This window comes from Serratia sp. BNK-33-b, from assembly GCF_048684565.1.
Lineage (GTDB): Bacteria > Pseudomonadota > Gammaproteobacteria > Enterobacterales > Enterobacteriaceae > Serratia > Serratia marcescens.
Map to the genome: position 1 here is coordinate 179,046 of NZ_JBLQTZ010000001.1, position 18,706 is coordinate 197,751.

At 61.6% G+C, this 18,706-nt stretch carries 17 protein-coding genes; 7 read left to right on the plus strand and 10 right to left on the minus strand.

Features of this window, described 5'->3' with window-relative positions; genetic code table 11:
• Positions 1 to 30: 30 nt before the first annotated feature.
• Genes cysG through nirB form a run of 4 tightly spaced genes read right to left on the minus strand, consistent with a single transcriptional unit; the run spans position 31 to position 5,175 of the window.
• Positions 31 to 1,434: a siroheme synthase CysG gene (gene cysG, locus ACMGGK_RS00775; RefSeq protein WP_049300719.1), complete on the minus strand. Its 1,404-nt coding sequence runs from the start codon at positions 1,432 to 1,434 to the stop codon at positions 31 to 33.
• Between the two features lie 51 nt (positions 1,435 to 1,485).
• On the minus strand, positions 1,486 to 2,286 hold the full coding sequence (gene nirC, locus ACMGGK_RS00780) for a nitrite transporter NirC (RefSeq protein WP_016930362.1): 801 nt from the start codon (positions 2,284 to 2,286) through the stop codon (positions 1,486 to 1,488).
• 16 nt (positions 2,287 to 2,302) lie between these two features.
• Positions 2,303 to 2,629, minus strand: a complete 327-nt coding sequence (gene nirD / locus ACMGGK_RS00785; RefSeq protein WP_143778634.1) for a nitrite reductase small subunit NirD — start codon at positions 2,627 to 2,629, stop codon at positions 2,303 to 2,305.
• Positions 2,626 to 5,175 (minus strand): nitrite reductase large subunit NirB, encoded by a 2,550-nt coding sequence (nirB, locus tag ACMGGK_RS00790; protein ID WP_420276618.1) that lies wholly within the window; start codon positions 5,173 to 5,175, stop codon positions 2,626 to 2,628. The genes nirD and nirB overlap by 4 nt, the downstream gene beginning before the upstream one ends.
• A 303-nt stretch (positions 5,176 to 5,478) precedes the next feature.
• Here nirB and ACMGGK_RS00795 point away from each other — a divergent pair, with 303 nt between their 5' ends.
• Positions 5,479 to 6,747 (plus strand): cytosine deaminase, encoded by a 1,269-nt coding sequence (locus ACMGGK_RS00795; protein WP_207188402.1) that lies wholly within the window; start codon positions 5,479 to 5,481, stop codon positions 6,745 to 6,747.
• Here ACMGGK_RS00795 and ACMGGK_RS00800 read toward each other — a convergent pair.
• The 6 genes from ACMGGK_RS00800 to ACMGGK_RS00825 all read right to left on the minus strand — a co-directional run bounded on the left by ACMGGK_RS00800 (position 6,744) and on the right by ACMGGK_RS00825 (position 11,516).
• The gene (locus ACMGGK_RS00800) at positions 6,744 to 7,094 is read right to left on the minus strand and encodes a type II toxin-antitoxin system ChpB family toxin (RefSeq protein ID WP_049300714.1); all 351 of its coding nucleotides are present in this window, start codon (positions 7,092 to 7,094) and stop codon (positions 6,744 to 6,746) included. The two genes, ACMGGK_RS00795 and ACMGGK_RS00800, sit on opposite strands and share 4 nt — an antisense overlap.
• Positions 7,088 to 7,336: an AbrB/MazE/SpoVT family DNA-binding domain-containing protein gene (locus tag ACMGGK_RS00805; protein WP_049300713.1), complete on the minus strand. Its 249-nt coding sequence runs from the start codon at positions 7,334 to 7,336 to the stop codon at positions 7,088 to 7,090. The genes ACMGGK_RS00800 and ACMGGK_RS00805 overlap by 7 nt, the downstream gene beginning before the upstream one ends.
• Positions 7,337 to 7,446: 110 nt before the next feature.
• Positions 7,447 to 8,631, minus strand: coding sequence for an MFS transporter TsgA (gene tsgA / locus ACMGGK_RS00810; protein WP_420276619.1), 1,185 nt, complete (start codon positions 8,629 to 8,631; stop codon positions 7,447 to 7,449).
• Between the two features lie 191 nt (positions 8,632 to 8,822).
• Positions 8,823 to 9,803 carry a LacI family DNA-binding transcriptional regulator gene (locus tag ACMGGK_RS00815; RefSeq protein WP_016930354.1) on the minus strand — a complete coding sequence of 327 codons (981 nt, stop codon included), beginning with the start codon at positions 9,801 to 9,803 and terminating at the stop codon, positions 8,823 to 8,825.
• Positions 9,804 to 9,873: 70 nt separating this feature from the next.
• Positions 9,874 to 11,181 (minus strand): 6-phospho-beta-glucosidase, encoded by a 1,308-nt coding sequence (locus tag ACMGGK_RS00820; RefSeq protein WP_049300711.1) that lies wholly within the window; start codon positions 11,179 to 11,181, stop codon positions 9,874 to 9,876.
• Positions 11,178 to 11,516 carry a PTS lactose/cellobiose transporter subunit IIA gene (locus tag ACMGGK_RS00825; RefSeq protein ID WP_176063843.1) on the minus strand — a complete coding sequence of 113 codons (339 nt, stop codon included), beginning with the start codon at positions 11,514 to 11,516 and terminating at the stop codon, positions 11,178 to 11,180. Before ACMGGK_RS00825 ends, ACMGGK_RS00820 begins: the two co-directional genes overlap by 4 nt.
• A gap of 353 nt (positions 11,517 to 11,869) precedes the next feature.
• Here ACMGGK_RS00825 and ppiA point away from each other — a divergent pair, with 353 nt between their 5' ends.
• The 6 genes from ppiA to argD all read left to right on the plus strand — a co-directional run bounded on the left by ppiA (position 11,870) and on the right by argD (position 18,677).
• The gene (gene ppiA / locus ACMGGK_RS00830) at positions 11,870 to 12,439 is read left to right on the plus strand and encodes a peptidylprolyl isomerase A (RefSeq protein WP_015379288.1); all 570 of its coding nucleotides are present in this window, start codon (positions 11,870 to 11,872) and stop codon (positions 12,437 to 12,439) included.
• Positions 12,440 to 12,594: 155 nt separating this feature from the next.
• The gene (locus tag ACMGGK_RS00835) at positions 12,595 to 14,280 is read left to right on the plus strand and encodes a sensor histidine kinase (protein WP_016930350.1); all 1,686 of its coding nucleotides are present in this window, start codon (positions 12,595 to 12,597) and stop codon (positions 14,278 to 14,280) included.
• The gene (gene btsR, locus ACMGGK_RS00840; RefSeq protein WP_164053178.1) at positions 14,280 to 15,005 is read left to right on the plus strand and encodes a two-component system response regulator BtsR; all 726 of its coding nucleotides are present in this window, start codon (positions 14,280 to 14,282) and stop codon (positions 15,003 to 15,005) included. The genes ACMGGK_RS00835 and btsR overlap by 1 nt, the downstream gene beginning before the upstream one ends.
• 151 nt (positions 15,006 to 15,156) lie before the next feature.
• On the plus strand, positions 15,157 to 16,680 hold the full coding sequence (locus ACMGGK_RS00845) for a helicase HerA-like domain-containing protein (RefSeq protein WP_164053170.1): 1,524 nt from the start codon (positions 15,157 to 15,159) through the stop codon (positions 16,678 to 16,680).
• 72 nt (positions 16,681 to 16,752) lie between these two features.
• A complete protein-coding gene (locus ACMGGK_RS00850) occupies positions 16,753 to 17,328 on the plus strand; it encodes an aminodeoxychorismate synthase component II (protein WP_016930347.1) in 576 nt (191 codons plus the stop codon).
• A gap of 131 nt (positions 17,329 to 17,459) precedes the next feature.
• Positions 17,460 to 18,677 carry a bifunctional acetylornithine/succinyldiaminopimelate transaminase gene (gene argD / locus ACMGGK_RS00855; RefSeq protein WP_049300709.1) on the plus strand — a complete coding sequence of 406 codons (1,218 nt, stop codon included), beginning with the start codon at positions 17,460 to 17,462 and terminating at the stop codon, positions 18,675 to 18,677.
• The last annotated feature ends 29 nt before the right edge of the window (positions 18,678 to 18,706 follow it).

The window sequence follows — 18,706 nt, forward strand, 5'->3', positions numbered from 1 at the left end:
CGGCCTTAGGCCGCTTTTTTTACGTCGGTATCACGCCATTTGCGCCAGGCTGGCGGGCGATTCCTCGCTGGCGAACCAATTGAGCTTGCTGCGCAGACTGACCACGCTGCCGACGATGATCAGGCTGGGGCTGGCGGCCTGCAGGGACAAGGCGCCCAGTTGGTGGAGTTCGCCTTCGATCACCCGCTGGCGGCAAGAAGTGCCGTTTTCCACCAGCGCCACCGGCGTGGCGGCCGGCAGTCCGTTCGCGATCAGCCGGCGCTGGATTTCCGTCGCTTGCGACAGCCCCATATAGAACACCAGCGTCTGTTGCCCGGCGGCCAGCGTCGCCCAGTCCAATCCACCGTCGGCCTTGGCGTGGCCGGTCACCAGGCGGACGCTCTGCGCATGGTCGCGGTGGGTGAGCGGGATGCCGCTGTAGGCGGAACAGCCGGAGGCGGCGGTAATGCCAGGCACCACCGAGAACGGCACGTTGGCGTCCGCCAGCGTCTCCAGCTCTTCGCCGCCGCGGCCGAAGATAAAGGGATCGCCGCCCTTCAGGCGTACCACGCGTTTGCCTTGCAGCGCCTGCTGCAGCAGGATTTGGTTGATCTGTTCCTGCGGCACGCAGTGGTGCCCGGCGCGTTTGCCGACGAAGATGCGCTCGGCGTCGCGGCGCACCAGCGTCATGATCTCTTCGGAGACCAGCCGGTCGTAAACCACCACGTCGGCCTGCTGGATCTGTTGCAGCCCTTTCAGCGTCAGCAAACCGGCATCGCCTGGCCCGGCGCCCACCAGCACCACTTCACCGCGATCTTCCCGTTGTTCGCTGAACAACTGCTCGAGCTGGCGTTCGGCCAGTGCGGCGTCGCCGTTGGCCAGCGATTGCGCCAGCCGATCGTGGGCGAACAACCTTTCCCAGAAGCGACGGCGTGCGCCGAGGCCGCTGAAGCGTTGTTTTACCCGCTGCCGCAGCGAGCCGCCCAGTTGAGCCAGCTTGCCGAGGTGCTGCGGCAGCATCGCTTCCAGCTTCTCGCGCAGCAGCCGCGCCAGCACCGGCGCTTTGCCGCCGGAGGACACCGCCACCATGATCGGCGAACGATCGATAATCGACGGCATGATAAAGCTGGCGCGTTTCGGATCGTCGACCACGTTGCAGAACACCCGTTGCTGGTTGGCGCACTGGTATACCCGCGCGTTGACCTCCAGCCGGTCAGTGGCGGCGATCACCAACCATTTTTCCGCCAGCAGGGCCGGGCTGAATTCGCCTGCTGCCAGGGTCAACCGGCCTTCTTCCGCCCACAGGCGGAACTGCGGGGTGAAGTCCAGGGCGTTGACGGTCAGCGCCGCGCCGGCGTCCAGCAGCAGGCGCGCCTTGCGTTCGGCGATCTCGCCGCCGCCGACCAGCAGACAGGCTTTATGTTGCAGTTGGCAGAAAATCGGCAGGTAGTCCATCGGCACTCCTCGGGGTCATCAGGGTGGGGGGCGAAATGGGCCCCCGAAAACTCAGGCGGTCTGACGTGCGGCGGCTTTCGCCGCCAGCGGGCGTTCGGCGCGCGGCGTGGCGTACCAATACCCCAGGCCCATCAGCACCGAGCCGGACAGGATGTTGCCCAGCGTCACCCACAGCAGGTTGTGGCCAATGCCGGCGAGGGTGTAGGCCTCGCTGTGGTTGCCGAACCAGGAGAGGGCGAACAGCGTCATGTTGGCGACGGAGTGTTCGTAACCCGAGGCGATAAAGGCCAGCAGGCACCACCAAATGGCGATGAACTTGGCGGCGCCTTCAACGCGGATCGCCATCCAAATCGCCAGACAAACCAGCCAGTTGCACAATACGCCCTTGAAGAACAGCACCTCGGCCGGCGCGGTGGTTTTCGCCAGCGCGGCGCTGTGCACCAGACTGGTATCCACCGGCAGCAGGCTGCCGCCGCCGTAGTAATACATCAGCGCCACCAGCACCGAGCCGAGCAGGTTGCCGAGCCAGGTTTGCGGCAGCACCGCCCACATCTGGCTTTGGCGGATGGTGCCGGCCTTGACGCCGAGCGTCAGGAACATCGTATGGCCGGTGAACAGCTCGGAACCGGCGATGATCACCAGCGTCAGCGCGATGCCGAAGGTGGCGCCCATCACCAGCGGCCGCACGCTTGGGTCGACCAGGTTGCCGAGGGTGAAGATCAGGATGATGCCGAGGCCGACGTAGGCGCCCGCCATCGCCGAGCTAATCCAGAAGCCGAGCGGGCTCTCCTTCGCCAGGCGGACGATGCGCGCCGCGTTGACGGCGCATTTGTTGATCGTATCGGTAAACATGTTGCCTCCCGAAAGGTTATGCCGCGACTTGCACGATGCCGTCGACCACCCGGCTGGCGAAGCTGGCAACGGAACGGTTGTCATCTTCCAGACAGTGGCCGTCGTACAGGCGGAAACGCTGTTTCTTCAGCGGGCTGGCGACCCACAGTTCGCCCTGATGTTCGGCGATGAGGCCACGCGACAGCACGCTGGCCTGGGCGAACGGGTCGATATTGCTGATGGCGAACACCTGTTCGTCGGCATAGGGGCGGAACACCGCCACCTGCCGATCGCCGATCAGGGCGCACACGCCGGTGCCGGGCAGAATGTCGGCGACGGGACAAACGGTAATCCACTGGCTCATGCGTGGCTCTCCTCGGTATCGATCAGGGTGACGGGAATGCGCTCGTCAGGGCGGGCCGGGCGGTGCTGGTCGCGTTCGGCCACCACCTGCACGTTCGGATCGCGCAGCGGGCTGTTGATGAAGTGGGCGAAGCGCAGCTGCGTTTCCGGGTGCTCGACGGTCTCTTTCCACTCGCAGACCACCGCGTCGCGCAGGCGGGCGATCTCGGCTTCCAACTGCGCGTTGATGCCGAGCTTGTCGTCGACGATCACCTTGCGCAGGTAATCGATGCCGCCTTCCAGGCTTTCCAGCCACACCGAGGTGCGCTGCAGCTTATCGGCGGTGCGGATATAGAACATCATGAAGCGGTCGAGGTAACGCACCAGGGTTTCGCGATCGAGGTCGGCGGCCAGCAGGTCGGCGTGGCGCGGTTTCATGCCGCCGTTGCCGCAGACATACAGGTTCCAGCCGTTCTCGGTGGCGATGATGCCGACGTCCTTGCCCTGTGCTTCGGCGCATTCACGGGTGCAGCCCGAGACGCCGAACTTCATTTTGTGCGGGGTGCGGATGCCTTTGTAGCGATGTTCCAGCGTGACGCCGAAACCGACGCTGTCGCCGACGCCATACCGGCACCAGGTGCTGCCGACGCAGGTTTTCGCCATGCGCAGCGCCTTGGCGTAAGCATGGCCGGTTTCAAAGCCGGCGGCGAGCAGCTTGCGCCAGATGGCCGGCAGGTCGTCTTTTTGCGCGCCGAACATGCCGATGCGTTGCGAACCGGTCATTTTGGTGTAGAGGTTGTACTCCTTGGCGATTTGGCCGATGGCCAGCAGGCCGTCCGGGGTGATTTCGCCGCCGGCGGAGCGCGGGATCACCGAGTAGGTGCCATCTTTCTGGATATTGCCGAGGAAGTTGTCGTTGGTATCCTGCAGCGGCGTATGCTGCGGCTTGAGGATGTACTCGTTCCAGCACGAGGCCAGCAGCGAGCCGACGGTCGGCTTACAGACTTCGCAGCCGTAGCCTTTGCCGTATTTGGCCAGCAGCGCCTCGAACGACTTGATGCCTTCGACGCGGATCAGGTGGAACAGCTCCTGGCGCGAATAGGCGAAGTGTTCGCACAGGTGATGGTTGACCTCGATGCCTTGCTTGCTCAGCTCGGCGTTCAACACCTGGGTAAGCAGCGGGATGCAGCCGCCGCAACCGGTGCCGGCCTTGGTTTCGGCCTTCAGCGCCGCCACGGTGTGGCAGCCTTTGTTGACCGCCTGGATGATGTCGCCTTTGCTGACGTCGAAGCAGGAGCAGATCTGCGCGCTTTCCGGCAGCGAATCCACGCCGATGGCCGGTTTGCTGCCCGCATGAGCCGGCAGGATCAGGCCGTCCGGGTTCTCCGGCAACGCGATGCTGTTCAGCGCCAGCTGCAGCAGGTTGCCGTAGTCGCTGGTGTCGCCCACCAGCACCGCGCCGAGCAGGGTTTTGTTGTCGGCGCTGACCACGATGCGTTTGTAGACTTCTTTGCTTTCATCCAGATAAACGTAGCTGCGGGCGCCCTCGGTGCGGCCGTGGGCATCGCCGATGCCGCCGACGTCCACGCCCAGCAGTTTCAGTTTGGCGCTCATGTCGGCGCCCTGGAAGCCGTTTTCGCGGCCCAGCAGGCGATCGGCGGCCACCTGCGCCATTTTGTATCCCGGCGCCACCAGGCCGAAGGTGCGATCGCGCCAGGCGGCGCACTCACCGATGGCGTACACGTCCGGATCCGACGTCTGGCAGCTGTCGTTGATGGCGATGCCGCCGCGGCGGCCGATCTCCAGCCCGCACTGGCGCGCCAGCTTGTCCTGGGCGCGGATGCCGGTGGAGAACACGATGAAATCCACTTCCAGCAGGCTGCCGTCGGCGAAATGCAGGGTTTTGCGCGCCGTGCCGCCGCCGTTGACGATCTCCTGGGTATTTTTGCCGGTGTGCACCTTGACGCCCATGCGCTCGATCTTGCGGCGCAGCTGGTCACCGCCCATCGGGTCGAGCTGTTCTGCCATCAGCACCGGAGCGAACTCGATCACATGCGTTTCCACCCCCAGGCTTTTCAGCGCGCCGGCGGCTTCCAGCCCCAACAGCCCGCCACCGACTACCGCGCCGCGTTTGCTGCGGCGCGCACAGGCTTCGATGGCGTTCAGGTCTTCGATGGTGCGGTAAACGAAGCAGTCCTGGCTATCCGAGCCTTTAATCGGCGGGATCCACGGATAGGAGCCGGTGGCCATGATCAGCTTGTCGTAATAGACGGTGCGGCCGGTGTTGGAGTGGATGACCTTCTCGTCGCGATTGATGGTGATAGCGCGTTCGCCGATCAGCACCTTCACGCCGTGTTTTTCGTAAAAGCCTTCGCGCACCAGCGACAGCTCTTCGGCGGTGTGGTGAGAGAAGTAGGAAGAGAGGTGCACGCGATCGTAAGCGATGCGCGGCTCTTCGCAAAATACGGTGATCTCGAATTGGTCTTTGTCTGCTTTATCCAACAGATCTTCGATGAACCGGTGGCCGACCATGCCATTGCCGACGACGGCAAGTTTGACTCTGCTCATTATTGCCTCAAAATTCTGGTTTCCTAGGGTTACCTTATCCCTCCCGATGAGCAATTTATTGATGCAAATCAATCACACTTCCATATACCTCCAATGTGGTATATGAATGATTTTTCACGTTTTTTGATAAGTTGCGGATTTTATTCATCTTTAGCTGAAGCGAGTCAGTTTGCATGTAAATTACCCCGCAGGGAGTAAACGCAGGGGGTAGGAACGACACGGCGACTTTGTCAGTGCGATCCGCTGCCAGTATGATGAAGAAAACCAGCGCAACGGCAGAGGTGAAGGGTGGCGAAACGTCCATTGAAGTTTATCGACAACCTGCGTTTAAGCGGGCATGAAGGATTGTGGCAACTGGCGATCGAGCAGGGGCGCATCGCGCATCTGGTGCCGCAGCCGGAAGGACAGGAGTGGCGCAGCGACGTGTTGGATGCGCAGGGCGGGCTGGCGCTGCCGGCGTTCGTCGAACCGCATATCCACCTGGATACCACGCAAACCGCCGGTCAGCCGGCCTGGAACCAGTCCGGCACACTGTTCGAGGGCATTGAGCGCTGGGCCGAACGCAAAGCGCTGTTGACCCATGAAGACGTCAAACAGCGCGCCTGGCAAACGCTCAAGTGGCAGATCGCCAACGGCGTGCAGTATGTGCGCACTCACGTCGACGTTTCCGATCCTACGCTGACCGCGCTGCGCGCCATGCTGGAGGTGAAGCAGGAGGTGGCGCCCTGGGTGACGCTGCAGATCGTCGCCTTTCCGCAGGAGGGGATCCTTTCCTATCCCAACGGCGAAGCGCTGCTTGAAGAGGCGCTGCGGCTGGGGGCCGACGTGGTGGGCGCCATTCCGCACTTCGAATTCACCCGCGAATACGGCGTGGAGTCGCTGCATAAGGCGTTCGCGCTGGCGCAAAAATACGATCGGCTGGTGGACGTGCACTGCGACGAGATAGACGACGAACAATCGCGTTTCGTCGAAACCGTGGCGGCGCTGGCGCTGAAGCTGGAGATGGGAGCGAAAGTCACCGCCAGCCACACCACGGCGATGCACTCTTACAACGGTGCTTACGCCTCGCGGCTGTTCCGCCTGCTGAAAATGTCCGGCATCAACTTCGTCGCCAATCCGCTGGTGAACATTCACCTGCAGGGCCGTTTCGACAGTTACCCGAAACGGCGCGGCGTGACCCGAGTGAAGGAGATGTTGGAGGCGGAGATCAACGTCTGCTTCGGCCACGACGACGTGTTCGATCCCTGGTATCCGCTCGGCACCGCCAACATGCTGCAGGTGCTGCACATGGGGCTGCACGTGTGCCAGCTGATGGGCTATGGCCAAATCGACGACGGACTGAAGCTGATCACCCACCACAGCGCGCGCACCCTTAACCTGAGCGACTACGGCCTGGCGGCCGGCAACAGCGCCAACCTGGTGATCCTGCCGGCGGAAAGCGGTTTCGACGCGGTGCGCCGCCAGACGCCGGTGCGTTATTCGATTCGCCAGGGCGCGGTGATCGCCGAAACGCGGCCGGCGGAAACCACGCTGCATTTGCAGCAGGATGAGACGGTGGATTTTCGGCGTTAGTCGATGATTGCCTGAAGCCGCGCCAGCGCGTCGGCGATGACTTCGCCAGGGGCACGTTCAATGAATTGCGCGCTGCGCCCGGCCAGATCCATCATGCGAACCTGGTTGATCAAGATGACGCCCTGCGTTGCGGTGCCGCTCCCGCTCAGGCTGACGGTGAAACCCGCTGTACGGGCAAAATTAGCCCCTTGCGAAATAGGGGCGACCAGCACCATGCCCAACGCATTAAACTCGCGGGGAGAGAGCACCAGTGCCGGACGAAAGTCGCCTTGCTGCTCACGGCCAACCACGGGATTCAGGCTGACCCGGATAAGATCTCCGCGCTGAAAAACGGGGCGCTTCACCATACTTCTTTCCCCGCCGGCGGCATGTGTTCCCAGTTGTCGTCTGCGGCGGCCGGCGCTTCACCGTCGCAGCCATCGAGCAATTGCTGCAGTGAATAGCGTTTCTTAACCGGTTTAATGACCAACGCTCCATCGATGACCTGCATGTCCATTTCCTGACCTACCTGTAGTTCCAGCTCGTTCATTAGCGCTGAGGGCACCAGCATTCCCGCGCTGTTGCCCCATTTTTTGATAAAGACTTTCATGAGCAATCCCTCTCCATTGTTCATGTATAAACAATGTATAATTAAGTGTGAAAAATGTACATAAAAAAGGGCGCCTTGCGGGCGCCCTTGATGTATTTGATGCGAAGACGTTAGTGCGTCACGTGACCGTGGCTGCGGTGCTTGGTCACGAAGCCCAGCAGCAGACACATCACGAACACCGCCAGGTACAGGCCGTTGGCGGTGGTCAGCGCCGCGTGCGCGCCGCCTTTCGCCACGATCGGGCCGGTGACCACGAAGGTCAGCATGGTGCCGATGGTGCCGCAGGTCAGGATAAAGTTGACCAGCTTCGGCGAGGAGGCCTTGGTCTGCAGCGAGCCGAGGGTGATCAGCGTGGTGTAGATGGCGCTGGAAACGAAGCCCAGGGCCATGATGTAGTAGCCCAGGTGTTCCGGATTGTCGGTGCTGACGAACAGGTACATCGCGCCGGTAGCCAGCGCGGCCAGTACGGTGACGATGCGCTGCAGATCGAAGAAGCGCAGGATGAAGCTGAACACCCACATGCCGACCATGTAAGAGGTCCAGAAGTCGCTCACCAGCTTACCGGCCTGGCCGATGTCCATGTTGAACGACTTGGTCGCGTACTCAGGCACCCACTGAATGAAGCCCAGCTGGCCGAGGATGTAGCACAGCGCAGCGATCGACAGGAACAGCACGCCGATGCCCCATTTTTCTTTCTCGACCGGTTGACCGGCATCGGCGCCTTTCTTGCCCAGCACCGGGAATTCGGAGCACAGGGTCAGCACGAAGATCGCCACGTACAGCAGGCCGATGCAGGCGTAAACCCAGTACCAGCCGATATGGCGGGCCAGCAGCATCGCGGCGACGATCGGGAAGATCATCCCGGCCATGCTGAAGAAGGAATCGGTGAACAACAGGCGCGAACCGCGCTGGCGGCCGGCATACATGTGGGTGATCAGGAAGGTGCCGATCGACATGGTGATGCCGCTCACCACGCCGAGGATAAACATGCACAGCGAGAACATGGTCAGGCTCTTGCCGAGCATTAGCCCTGCGACCGCCAGCACCATCAGGACAAAGCCGAAGATCAACTGACGCTTCAGCGGGATGATTTCCATCAGCCAGGCATTAAGGAAGATCGAAATCAAAATACCGGCGTTGAGGAAAGTAAAGGTGTTACTCATGCTGGAAACCGGCAGATTAAAGTACTCTGCAATGTTTCCCATCACCATCCCTGTGACGATCACTAAAGCACCGGTCAGCGCGTACGAAAAGAAGCTGATCCAGGTAAGCCGTATGCGGTTACTGTCATTCATTGTATAGGCCTGAATATGTCTGTTAGAGGTTTTAACGCTGGCATAAGGCCGCTGGCTTTTCCTGGCAAACGCAGAAAAAAGTCCCGATCAGGCCACCAGGGGGCGGATCCTAGCACAGACAACGGGATTTTTTGTGATGGCTGTCGATTTTTTGATGCAACCCATGAAGGGATGATACGCATTATTGTGATCTATTTGCGTGCCGTCACAATGGAATCACGGCTGATGATCGTCGGCTCAAACCGGTGCGCCGGGGTGGCGGGGTCGATCAGCCTGCGCGCCGCGTATTGGGCCATTTCGCTGATGGGAAAATGTACGCTGCTCAACGCCGGGCGCACGAAAGGTGCGCGTTCGCCGCTGTCGTAACAGATCAAGGAGATATCCTGCGGTACCCGCAGGCGGTGCTCGTTGATCGCCAGCAGCGCGCCGATCGCCATCTCTTCGTTGCAGCAGTAGATGGCGCTGGGCCGTGCGGTTTGCTGCAGCAGGTGATCGGCGCAGCGGTAACCGCTTTCCAGATCGTAGACGCCCTCCAGACAGGCCACCGGCTCGATATTCGCCGCCTGCATCGCCTCTTCAAACCCCTGCAGCCGCAGGCGGCTCGACGGGCGCTCGCGCGGGCCGCTGATGCAGGCGATGCGCCGGTGCCCGGCGTCGAGCAACTGCTGCGTCGCCATGCGGCTGGCGAGCGGGTGATCGAAGGTGACGCAGCGGTCTTCCAGCCCCGGCACCAGACGATCGAGCAACACGAAATCACGTTGTTCCGCCGCCAGCTGGCGCAGCCGATCGTCGCTGAGAAAACGCACGTGCAGGATCACGCCGTCGCAGCGCAGGCTGAACAGCCGTTGCACCGCCTGCCATTCGTTTTCGGCGCTGTTGCGGCCCTGGGTCACCAGCAGCTGCTTGCCGTGGGATTCGGCCTCGGTCTGTACGAAGTCCATCAGCGCGCCGAAGAAGCCGCCGCGATACGACGTGGTCACCAGCCCGAGGGTATTGCTGTGGCTGGAGGCGAGCGCGCGGGCTGCCGGGTTGGGGGTGTAACCGAGCTGGGCGACGGCGCGTTCAACCTTCTCGCGGGTCGGCGCCTTGACGTTGCTGTCGCCGTTCACTACCCGCGATACGGTGGCGCGCGAAACGCCCGCCAGCGCCGCGACATCTTCCAGTGTCACCATCGTCCAACTCCTGATTACGGCTAAAAAAATGGGTTCGGCGCGCCGAACCCCTGTCACACCGCGCAGGCGCTTACCTGAACTGCGGCAAATACGGCGCGTTTATCGTCAACACCTCGTCCAGCAACGGCTGCGCCAGGTTGGCGTTGCCCACCAGCGGGTTGGCGATCAGCGCCAGCAAGCCGCTGCGGCGATCGCCGTGCACCGCGGCCTCGATGGTCAGGCGTTCGTAGGCTTTCACCTGCTGCGTCAGCGCCTGCATCGGCTCCGACAGCGGGCCGAACGTCAGCGGATGCGCGCCTTGGGCATCGACGATACAGTTGATTTCTATCACAGCATCGTCCGGCAGGCCATGGATCGCGCCGCGGTTTGCGGTGTTGACCACTAATTGCGTGCCGAGATTATTATGGATAGCACGAATCAGCTCCAGCGCAACCTCGGAATAGAAAGAACCGCCGCGGAAGCTGAGCTGTTCCGGTTTCGTGTTCAATTGCGGATCGGCATACAGCTCGAACAGCTCTTTCTCCACCTGCATCACCTGCTCGGCGCGGGTGCCGCGCTCGCCGGCGGCGGCCATCTCTTCCGCCAGCATCTCACGGGTCTGGTAAAAATAGCGGTGGTACGGGCAGGGGATCGCGCCGAGCGCGCGCAGGAAGTCCGGCTGCCAGGGCTCTTCCTTGATGTTGTTCATGGTCAGCGCCGCGCCGTCGCACAGCATGTCGATCACTTTGGCGGTGACGTCGCGCCCCTGCTGCGTGACCTGATGCACCCAGACCATGTGATTCAAGCCGGCGAACCGCAGCTGCACGTCGGCGTAAGGCGCCTGCAGCATGTTGGCGATCATGTGATGCATGCTGATCGGCACGTTGCACAGGCCGATGATCTTCGCTTTGGTAAAGCGAGACACCGCCTCGGTGACGATGCCGGCCGGGTTGGTGAAGTTGATGATCCAGGCGTCCGGCGCCAGCTTTTCCACCCGACGGGCGATATCCAGCATCACCGGAATGGTGCGCAGCGCCTTGGCGAAGCCGCCGACGCCGGTCGTCTCCTGGCCGAGCAGCTGGTATTTGAGGCCCAGCCGTTCATCGGCGGCGCGCGCCGGCAGTTGCCCGACGCGGAACTGGGTCAGCACGAAAGCGGCGCCGCGAATGGCGTCGTCCAGCGCGAAGTGCACGCTGACCTTCACCAGCTCCAGCCCGTGGCGCGCCAGCATGCGGCGGGTCAGAGCGGCGATGGTTTCCACTTTTTGCCGGCCCGGCTCGACGTCCACCAGCGCCAGTTCGGTGACCGGCAGCTCCTCGATGCGCTGGATCAGCCCATCGACCAGTTCGGGAGTGTAGCTGCTGCCGCCGCCGATCACCGCGATTTTGAGCGTGCTCATTGGCGGCCCTCCGTTTGCGACTGACGGCGATAGAGCTCGATCATGTCGTCGGCCAGATCCTGGATCACCATGGCGTTCATCAGATGATCCTGCGCATGTACCGTGATCAGGTTGATCGCCAGCTTGCCGCAGCCTTCGTCCAGGCCGATCAGCTCGGTCTGGATCAGGTGTGCTTTCTTCACCCATTCTTTGGATTCGGCCATGTGTTTGGCCGCGGCGGCGAAGTCGCCGGCGCGCGCTTGCCGCAACGCCACCAACGCATTGCTGCGCGCGCTGCCGGAGAACACCAGCAGTTCCATGATGGTGCTTTCAAACTCGGGGCTGACTTCAGTCATCAATTCACTCACGTCATTTCTCCAGGGGTTGCGCGGCGACGCCGCCGTGGGATGCTTCAGTATCCGTTCTTTTTATAATGAGAGCGCTCTCATTTATATAGAGTAACGACAATGCGTGTGCAAACTGGGAGGCAGATCGCAAAAACCGCCCCGGGGCGGCACGGGGCAAAAAATGCGTGATGCGGTTGGCAAAAAAGCCTTCTGCGCCCATACTTTCCGCAGCAAAATTCAGGGCCGCCTAGGATATGTCCCGTAATTGGGTAAATATAGGTAAATGGCTGGCACTTGCCGATACAGCTCTTTAGAATCAAAGCGCTTTTCCGTTGTTTGTCTCTCAGAGAAAGGACCCGTTAATGTTCAAACGTACTTTAGTGACCTTCGTCGCGCTGTGTTCCCTGTCCGCAGTGGCACCAGCCGCACTCGCCGCCGGTGAGACCCACGTCATGCTGACGACCTCGGCGGGGAATATCGAATTGGCGCTCGACAGCCAGAAGGCACCGGTTTCCACCCAGAACTTCGTCGATTACGTGAACAGCGGGTATTACAACAACACCATTTTCCACCGCGTGATCCCGGGCTTCATGATCCAGGGCGGCGGTTTCACCGCTGACATGCAGCAAAAATCCACCAAGGCGCCAATCAAGAACGAAGCCGACAACGGCCTGCGCAACCTGCGCGGCACCATCTCGATGGCGCGCACCGCCGACAAGGACAGCGCCACCAGCCAGTTCTTCCTGAACGTGGCGGATAACGCCTTCCTGGATCACGGCCAGCGCGACTTCGGCTACGCGGTGTTCGGCAAAGTGGTGAAAGGCATGGACGTGGTGGACAAGATCGCTCAGGTGCCGACTGGCAACGTCGGCCCTTACCAGAATGTGCCGACCAAACCGGTGGTGATTCTGTCGGCCAAGGTGCTGCCGTAAATTTTTTGGCCGATCCCGTCGGGGTCGGCCGTCCTTCCTCCCGAAGCCTTGCCTTCATCACTGTTTTCTCCCGCGCCCCATGCTCTAATTGGCAGACAATAACCAGACCGGAAATCCGGCGTTCGCCCTTTGTTGTCTCTGGATGAGTTACTGCCATGTATGAATTTAACCAGGTACTGTTGCTGTTGCAGCAGATGTGCGTCTATCTCGTTATCGCCTATCTGCTGAGCAAAACCCCGCTGTTCATTCCGCTGATGCAGGTGACCATTCGCTTGCCGCACAAGCTGCTGTGCTACGTGATCTTCTCGGTGTTTTGCATCATGGGCACCTACTTCGGGCTGCATATTCAGGATTCGATCGCCAACACCCGCGCGATAGGCGCGGTCCTGGGCGGGCTGCTGGGCGGGCCGTCCGTGGGCTTTCTAGTCGGGCTGACCGGCGGCTTGCACCGGTATACGCTCGGCGGCATGACCGACGTTGCCTGTGCGATCTCCACGGTGTCCGAGGGGCTGGTCGGCGGCATCGTGCACAGCATCGCCATGCGCCGGGGGCGCATCGAGCTGCTGTTCAATCCGCTGTTCGTCGGCGGCGTGGCGCTGGTGGCGGAAGTGCTGCAGATGGCGATCATTCTGGCGGTGGCGCGCCCTTATAACGAGGCGTTGCAGCTGGTGGAACACATCGCGCTGCCGATGATGATCGCCAATACCGTCGGCGCGGCGATGTTTATGCAAATCCTGCTGGATCGGCGCGCGATGTTCGAGAAATACACCAGCGCTTTCTCTTCCAAGGCGCTGAAGATCGCCGAGCGCACCGAGGGCATCCTGCGGCAGGGCTTCGATCAGGAAAACAGCATGAAGGTTGCTCGGGTGATTTATCAGGAGCTGGGCATCGGCGCGGTGGCGATCACCGATCGCGACAAGCTGCTGGCGTTTATCGGCATCGGCGACGATCACCACCTGCCGGGCACGCCGATCGCCTCGGTGCATTCGCATCGCGCCATCGACAACAACGAGGTGGTGTACGCCGACGGCAATCAGCTCTCTTACTGCTGCTCGATCAATCCGGCCTGCAAGCTGGGATCGACGCTGGTGATCCCGCTGCGCGGCGAAAACCAGCGGGTCATCGGCACCATCAAGCTGTATGAACCGAAAAGCCAGCTGTTCAGCACCATCAACCGTACGCTGGGCGAAGGCATCGCCAGCCTGCTGTCGGCGCAGATCATGGCCGGACAGTACGAGCGCCACAAGCAACTGCTGGCGCAGTCGGAGATCAAGCTGCTGCATGCGCAGGTCAATCCGCATTTCCTGTTCAATGCCTTGAATACCCTGGTAGCGGTGATCCGCCGCGATGGCGAGCGCGCCTGCGATCTGGTGCAGTCCCTCTCGACCTTCTTTCGTAAAAATCTCAAACGCTCGGATGACGAAGTCAGCCTGGCGGACGAAATTGAACATGTGAACGCCTACCTGCAGATAGAGAAAGCGCGCTTCGCCGATCGGCTGGAGATCGCGGTATCGTTGCCGGAGGCGCTGTTGGCGGCGCGGCTGCCGGCGTTTTCGCTGCAGCCGATCGTCGAGAATGCCATCAAGCATGGCACCTCGCATCTGTTGGGCGTGGGCCGCATCGAAATCGGCGCCTGCTGCGAAGGCGAGCATCTGCTGTTGCAGGTGACGGACAACGCCGGGCTGTTCCAGCCGAAACCGGACGGCAGCGGCCTGGGCATGAACCTGGTGGATAAACGCATTCGCGTGCGCTACGGCGAAGGCTATGGCGTGCAGGTGGATTGCCGGCCGGATGCCTACACCCGCATTACGCTTAATGTCCCTATGGAGAGGGCCGCCTGATGTTAAATGCACTGATTGTTGACGATGAACCTTCCGCGCGCGACAACCTGCGCCACCTGCTGGAAGCTGAAGCGGGGATCTCGATTATCGGCGAGTGCGCCAACGCCATCGAAGCCATCAGCCAGATCCACCGGCTGCAGCCGGACGTGGTGTTTCTCGATATCCAGATGCCACGCATCAGCGGGCTGGAAATGGTCGGCATGCTGGATCCCAACCGGATGCCGCACATCGTGTTTCTGACCGCCTACGACGAATACGCTGTACAGGCATTCGAGGAGCACGCCTTCGACTATCTGCTGAAGCCGGCGGAGCCGATGCGGTTGAGCAAGACGCTGCAACGCCTGCGGCAGCGCAGTGCGCCGCAGGATGTGACGGCGCTGGATGAGAGCGCCGGTTACCTGAAATACATTCCCTGCACCGGCCACAGCCGCATCTATCTGCTGCGGTTCGATGAAGTGCTGGCGATCCGTTCCAAGCTGAGCGGGGTATTCGTGGTGCGCAGCGACGGCATGGAGTGTTTCACCGAATTGACGCTGCGCACGCTGGAAAGCCGTACGCCGCTGGTGCGCTGCCATCGGCAGTATCTGGTCAACCTGGAGCTGGTGCGCGAGATCCGCTTCGAAGAGGGCGGCGCGGCGGAGATGATCATGTCGGCCGGCGATCCAGTGCCGGTCAGCCGGCGCTATTTGAAGGCGCTGAAGGAGCAACTGGGGCTGCGGGGGTGACGCAGATCTTAGGGGGATTCTGAAAAGACAGGCATCATGGGCGTCCCGACGGCGCCCTTTTTGTTTGTCCTTGACGGGGTTACGCGGCGCTTATAGCTTTATTGCATCAACAGGCGCGTTTTGCGCCGCGTCAGCGTCAAAGGAACCGAAAATGAGTGAACCACGGATTATCGCCAAAGCGATGAAAGACGGAAAACCGGAGCAGGAGCTGGTGATTTTGCCTGCGTTGGCCAACCGCCACGGGCTGATCACCGGGGCAACCGGCACCGGCAAGACGGTGACGCTGCAGAAAATGGCCGAGCAGTTCTCGCGCATCGGCGTGCCGGTGTTCCTGTCGGACGTGAAGGGCGATCTGTCCGGCATTGGCGCTGAGGGCGCGCCTTCCGAGAAACTGCAGGCGCGTCTGGCGGCGATTGGCGTCACCGACTGGCAGCCGCAGGCCTGCACCATTATCCCGTGGGATATTTACGGCGAAAAGGGCCACCCGATCCGCGCCACGATTTCCGATCTCGGGCCGCTGCTGTTGGGGCGACTATTGGATCTGAACGAGGTGCAAAGCGGCGTGCTGCAGCTGGTGTTCAAAATCGCCGATGACAACGCGCTGCTGTTGCTGGACATGAAGGATCTGCGCGCCATGGTGCAGTTCGTCGGCGACAACGCCAAACAATTCCAAACCCAGTACGGCAATATCTCTGCCGCCTCTATCGGCGCCATTCAGCGCGGATTGTTGACGCTGGAAGAACAGGGGGCCAACCAGTTCTTCGGCGAGCCGATGCTGGACATCAACGATCTGATGAAAACCGACGCCAACGGCCACGGCGTGATTAATCTGCTGGCGGCGGACAAGCTGATCAATCAGCCGAAGCTGTATTCGGTGTTCCTGCTGTGGCTGCTGGCCGAGCTGTTTGAGCACCTGCCGGAAGTGGGCGACCCTGAACAGCCGAAGCTGGTGTTCTTCTTCGATGAGGCGCACCTGCTGTTCAACGATGCGCCGGCGGCGCTGCTGACCAAGATTGAACAGGTGGTGCGCCTGATCCGCTCGAAAGGCGTCGGCATTTACTTCGTCACCCAGAACCCGCTGGACATCCCGGACAGCGTGCTGGGCCAGTTGGGCAACCGCGTGCAACATGCGCTGCGCGCCTTTACCCCGCGCGATCAGAAGGCGGTGAAGACGGCGGCGCAAACCCTGCGCGCCAACCCGGCCTTCGATGCCGAAACGGCGATCACCGAGCTGGGCGTGGGCGAAGCGCTGGTGTCGTTCCTCGACGAGAAGGGCCGGCCGAACGTGGTGGAGCGGGCGATGGTGATCGCGCCGGAATCCAAGATGGGCATGCTCGGCGCGGAAGGGCTGAACAGCGCGATCAACAAGTCGCCGCTGTATGGCCGCTATGAAGACATGATCGACCGCGAGTCCGCCTACGAGAAGCTGTCGTCGGGCGGTTTCGCCACCGTCGGCACTGCGCAGCAGGGGCAGCAACCGCAGGCGCAAGCGCAGCAACAGACGGGCGGCGGCCTGATGGACGGTTTGAACGAACTGCTGTTCGGTTCCACCGGCCCGCGCGGCGGCAAACGCGACGGCATCGTCCAGACCGCCGCCAAGAGCATGGCGCGCGATCTCGGCCGCCAGATCCTGCGCGGCGTGCTAGGGTCGATCACCGGCGGCCGTAAAAAGTAAGCGGAAATTATCGTCGGCAGCGGCGGGTTAAATCAGTACACTGTGGCGGCATTTTTCTCTGCCGGACCTAACATGCTGCTGCTGATCGATAACTACGACTCCTTTACCTATAACCTTTACCAGTACTTCTGCGAATTGGGCGCCGAGGTGATGGTGAAGCGCAACGATGAGCTGCAGCTGGCCGATATCGAGCGGCTGGCGCCGCAGCATCTGGTGATTTCCCCTGGCCCCTGCACCCCGAACGAAGCGGGCATCTCGCTGGCCGCTATTCGTCATTTCGCCGGCAAACTGCCGATCCTCGGCGTGTGCCTGGGGCACCAGGCGCTGGGGCAGGCGTTCGGCGCCGAGGTGGTGCGCGCCCGCGCGGTGATGCACGGCAAAACTTCGGCCATTCGCCATCTGGGCGTCGGCGTGTTTCGCGGCCTGAACGATCCGCTGACCGTGACCCGCTATCACTCGCTGGTGCTGAAAGCCGATACGCTGCCGGACTGTTTTGAAGTGACCGCCTGGAGCGAACGCGACGGCGTGCGCGACGAGATCATGGGCATCCGCCACCGCACGCTGGCGTTGGAAGGCGTGCAGTTCCATCCGGAAAGCGTGCTCAGCGAGCAGGGCCATCAGCTGCTGGATAACTTCCTCAACCGTTAATCCCGATGCGTTTTTTTCGCTCGTCAGGCGTTTTGCGTTTGCGCTTGATTGGTTTTTTATGCATATTTCGTGATTATGTTTTCAATCTAATATTACGATAGCGCTGAAAAACCTTCAGGGTGGAGCCGAAAATGACTGAAAAATCCGCAGTGAGCCGCAGCACCTTTGACCAGGTGATCCTGCCTGTTTATGCACCGGCCCAGTTTGTGCCGGTGCGCGGCCAAGGCAGCCGAGTCTGGGATCAGCAGGGAAAAGAGTACATCGATTTTTCCGGCGGCATCGCGGTGACGGCGCTGGGGCACTGCCATCCGGCGCTGGTCGAGGCGCTCAAGCGTCAGGGCGAGACTCTGTGGCATACCAGCAATGTCTTCACTAATGAACCGGCGCTGCGCCTGGCGAGCAAACTGATCGACGCCACCTTTGCCGACCGGGTGTTCTTCGCCAACTCCGGCGCAGAGGCCAACGAAGCGGCGTTTAAACTGGCGCGTCATTACGCCATCACCCGCCACAGCCCGTACAAAACCAAAATCATCGCCTTCTATAACGCGTTCCACGGCCGCACGCTGTTCACCGTGTCGGTGGGCGGGCAGGCCAAATACTCCGACGGGTTCGGGCCGAAGCCGGCCGACATCGTACACGTGCCGTTCAACGATCTGGCGGCGGTGAAAGCGGTGATGGACGACCATACCTGCGCGGTGGTAATGGAGCCGATTCAGGGCGAGGGCGGCATTACGCCGGTCGACGCCGGCTTCCTCAAAGGCGTGCGCGAGCTGTGCGACCAACATCAGGCGCTGCTGGTGTTCGACGAAGTGCAAAGCGGCATGGGGCGCAGCGGCAAGCTGTTCGCCTATATGCATTATGGCGTGACGCCGGACATTCTCACCACCGCCAAGGCGTTGGGCGGCGGTTTCCCAGTCAGCGCCATGCTGACCACCGAAGAGATTGCGTCGGTGATGCAGGTGGGCACTCATGGCACCACCTACGGCGGCAACCCGCTGGCCTGCGCGGTGGCGGAGGCGGCGTTGGATGTGATCAATACGCCGGAAGTGCTGAGCGGCATCGAACAGCGCCACGCGCTGTATGTGCAGGTTTTGCAGGATATCGGCGATAAATACGGTATTTTCACCGCCATTCGCGGCATGGGGTTACTGATCGGCGCCGAGCTGACGCCGCATTATCACGGCAGAGCGCGCGATTTCCTCACCGCCGCCGCCGCGCGTGGGCTGATGATCCTCAACGCCGGGCCGAACGTGATCCGTTTTGCGCCGTCGCTGGTGGTGGAGCTGCAGGATATCGAGGCCGGCATGGCGCTGTTCGAGCTGGCGGTGCAGGATGTGATCAACGCCTGAAGCCCGTGCGGCGCATGACGGGGCGCGGC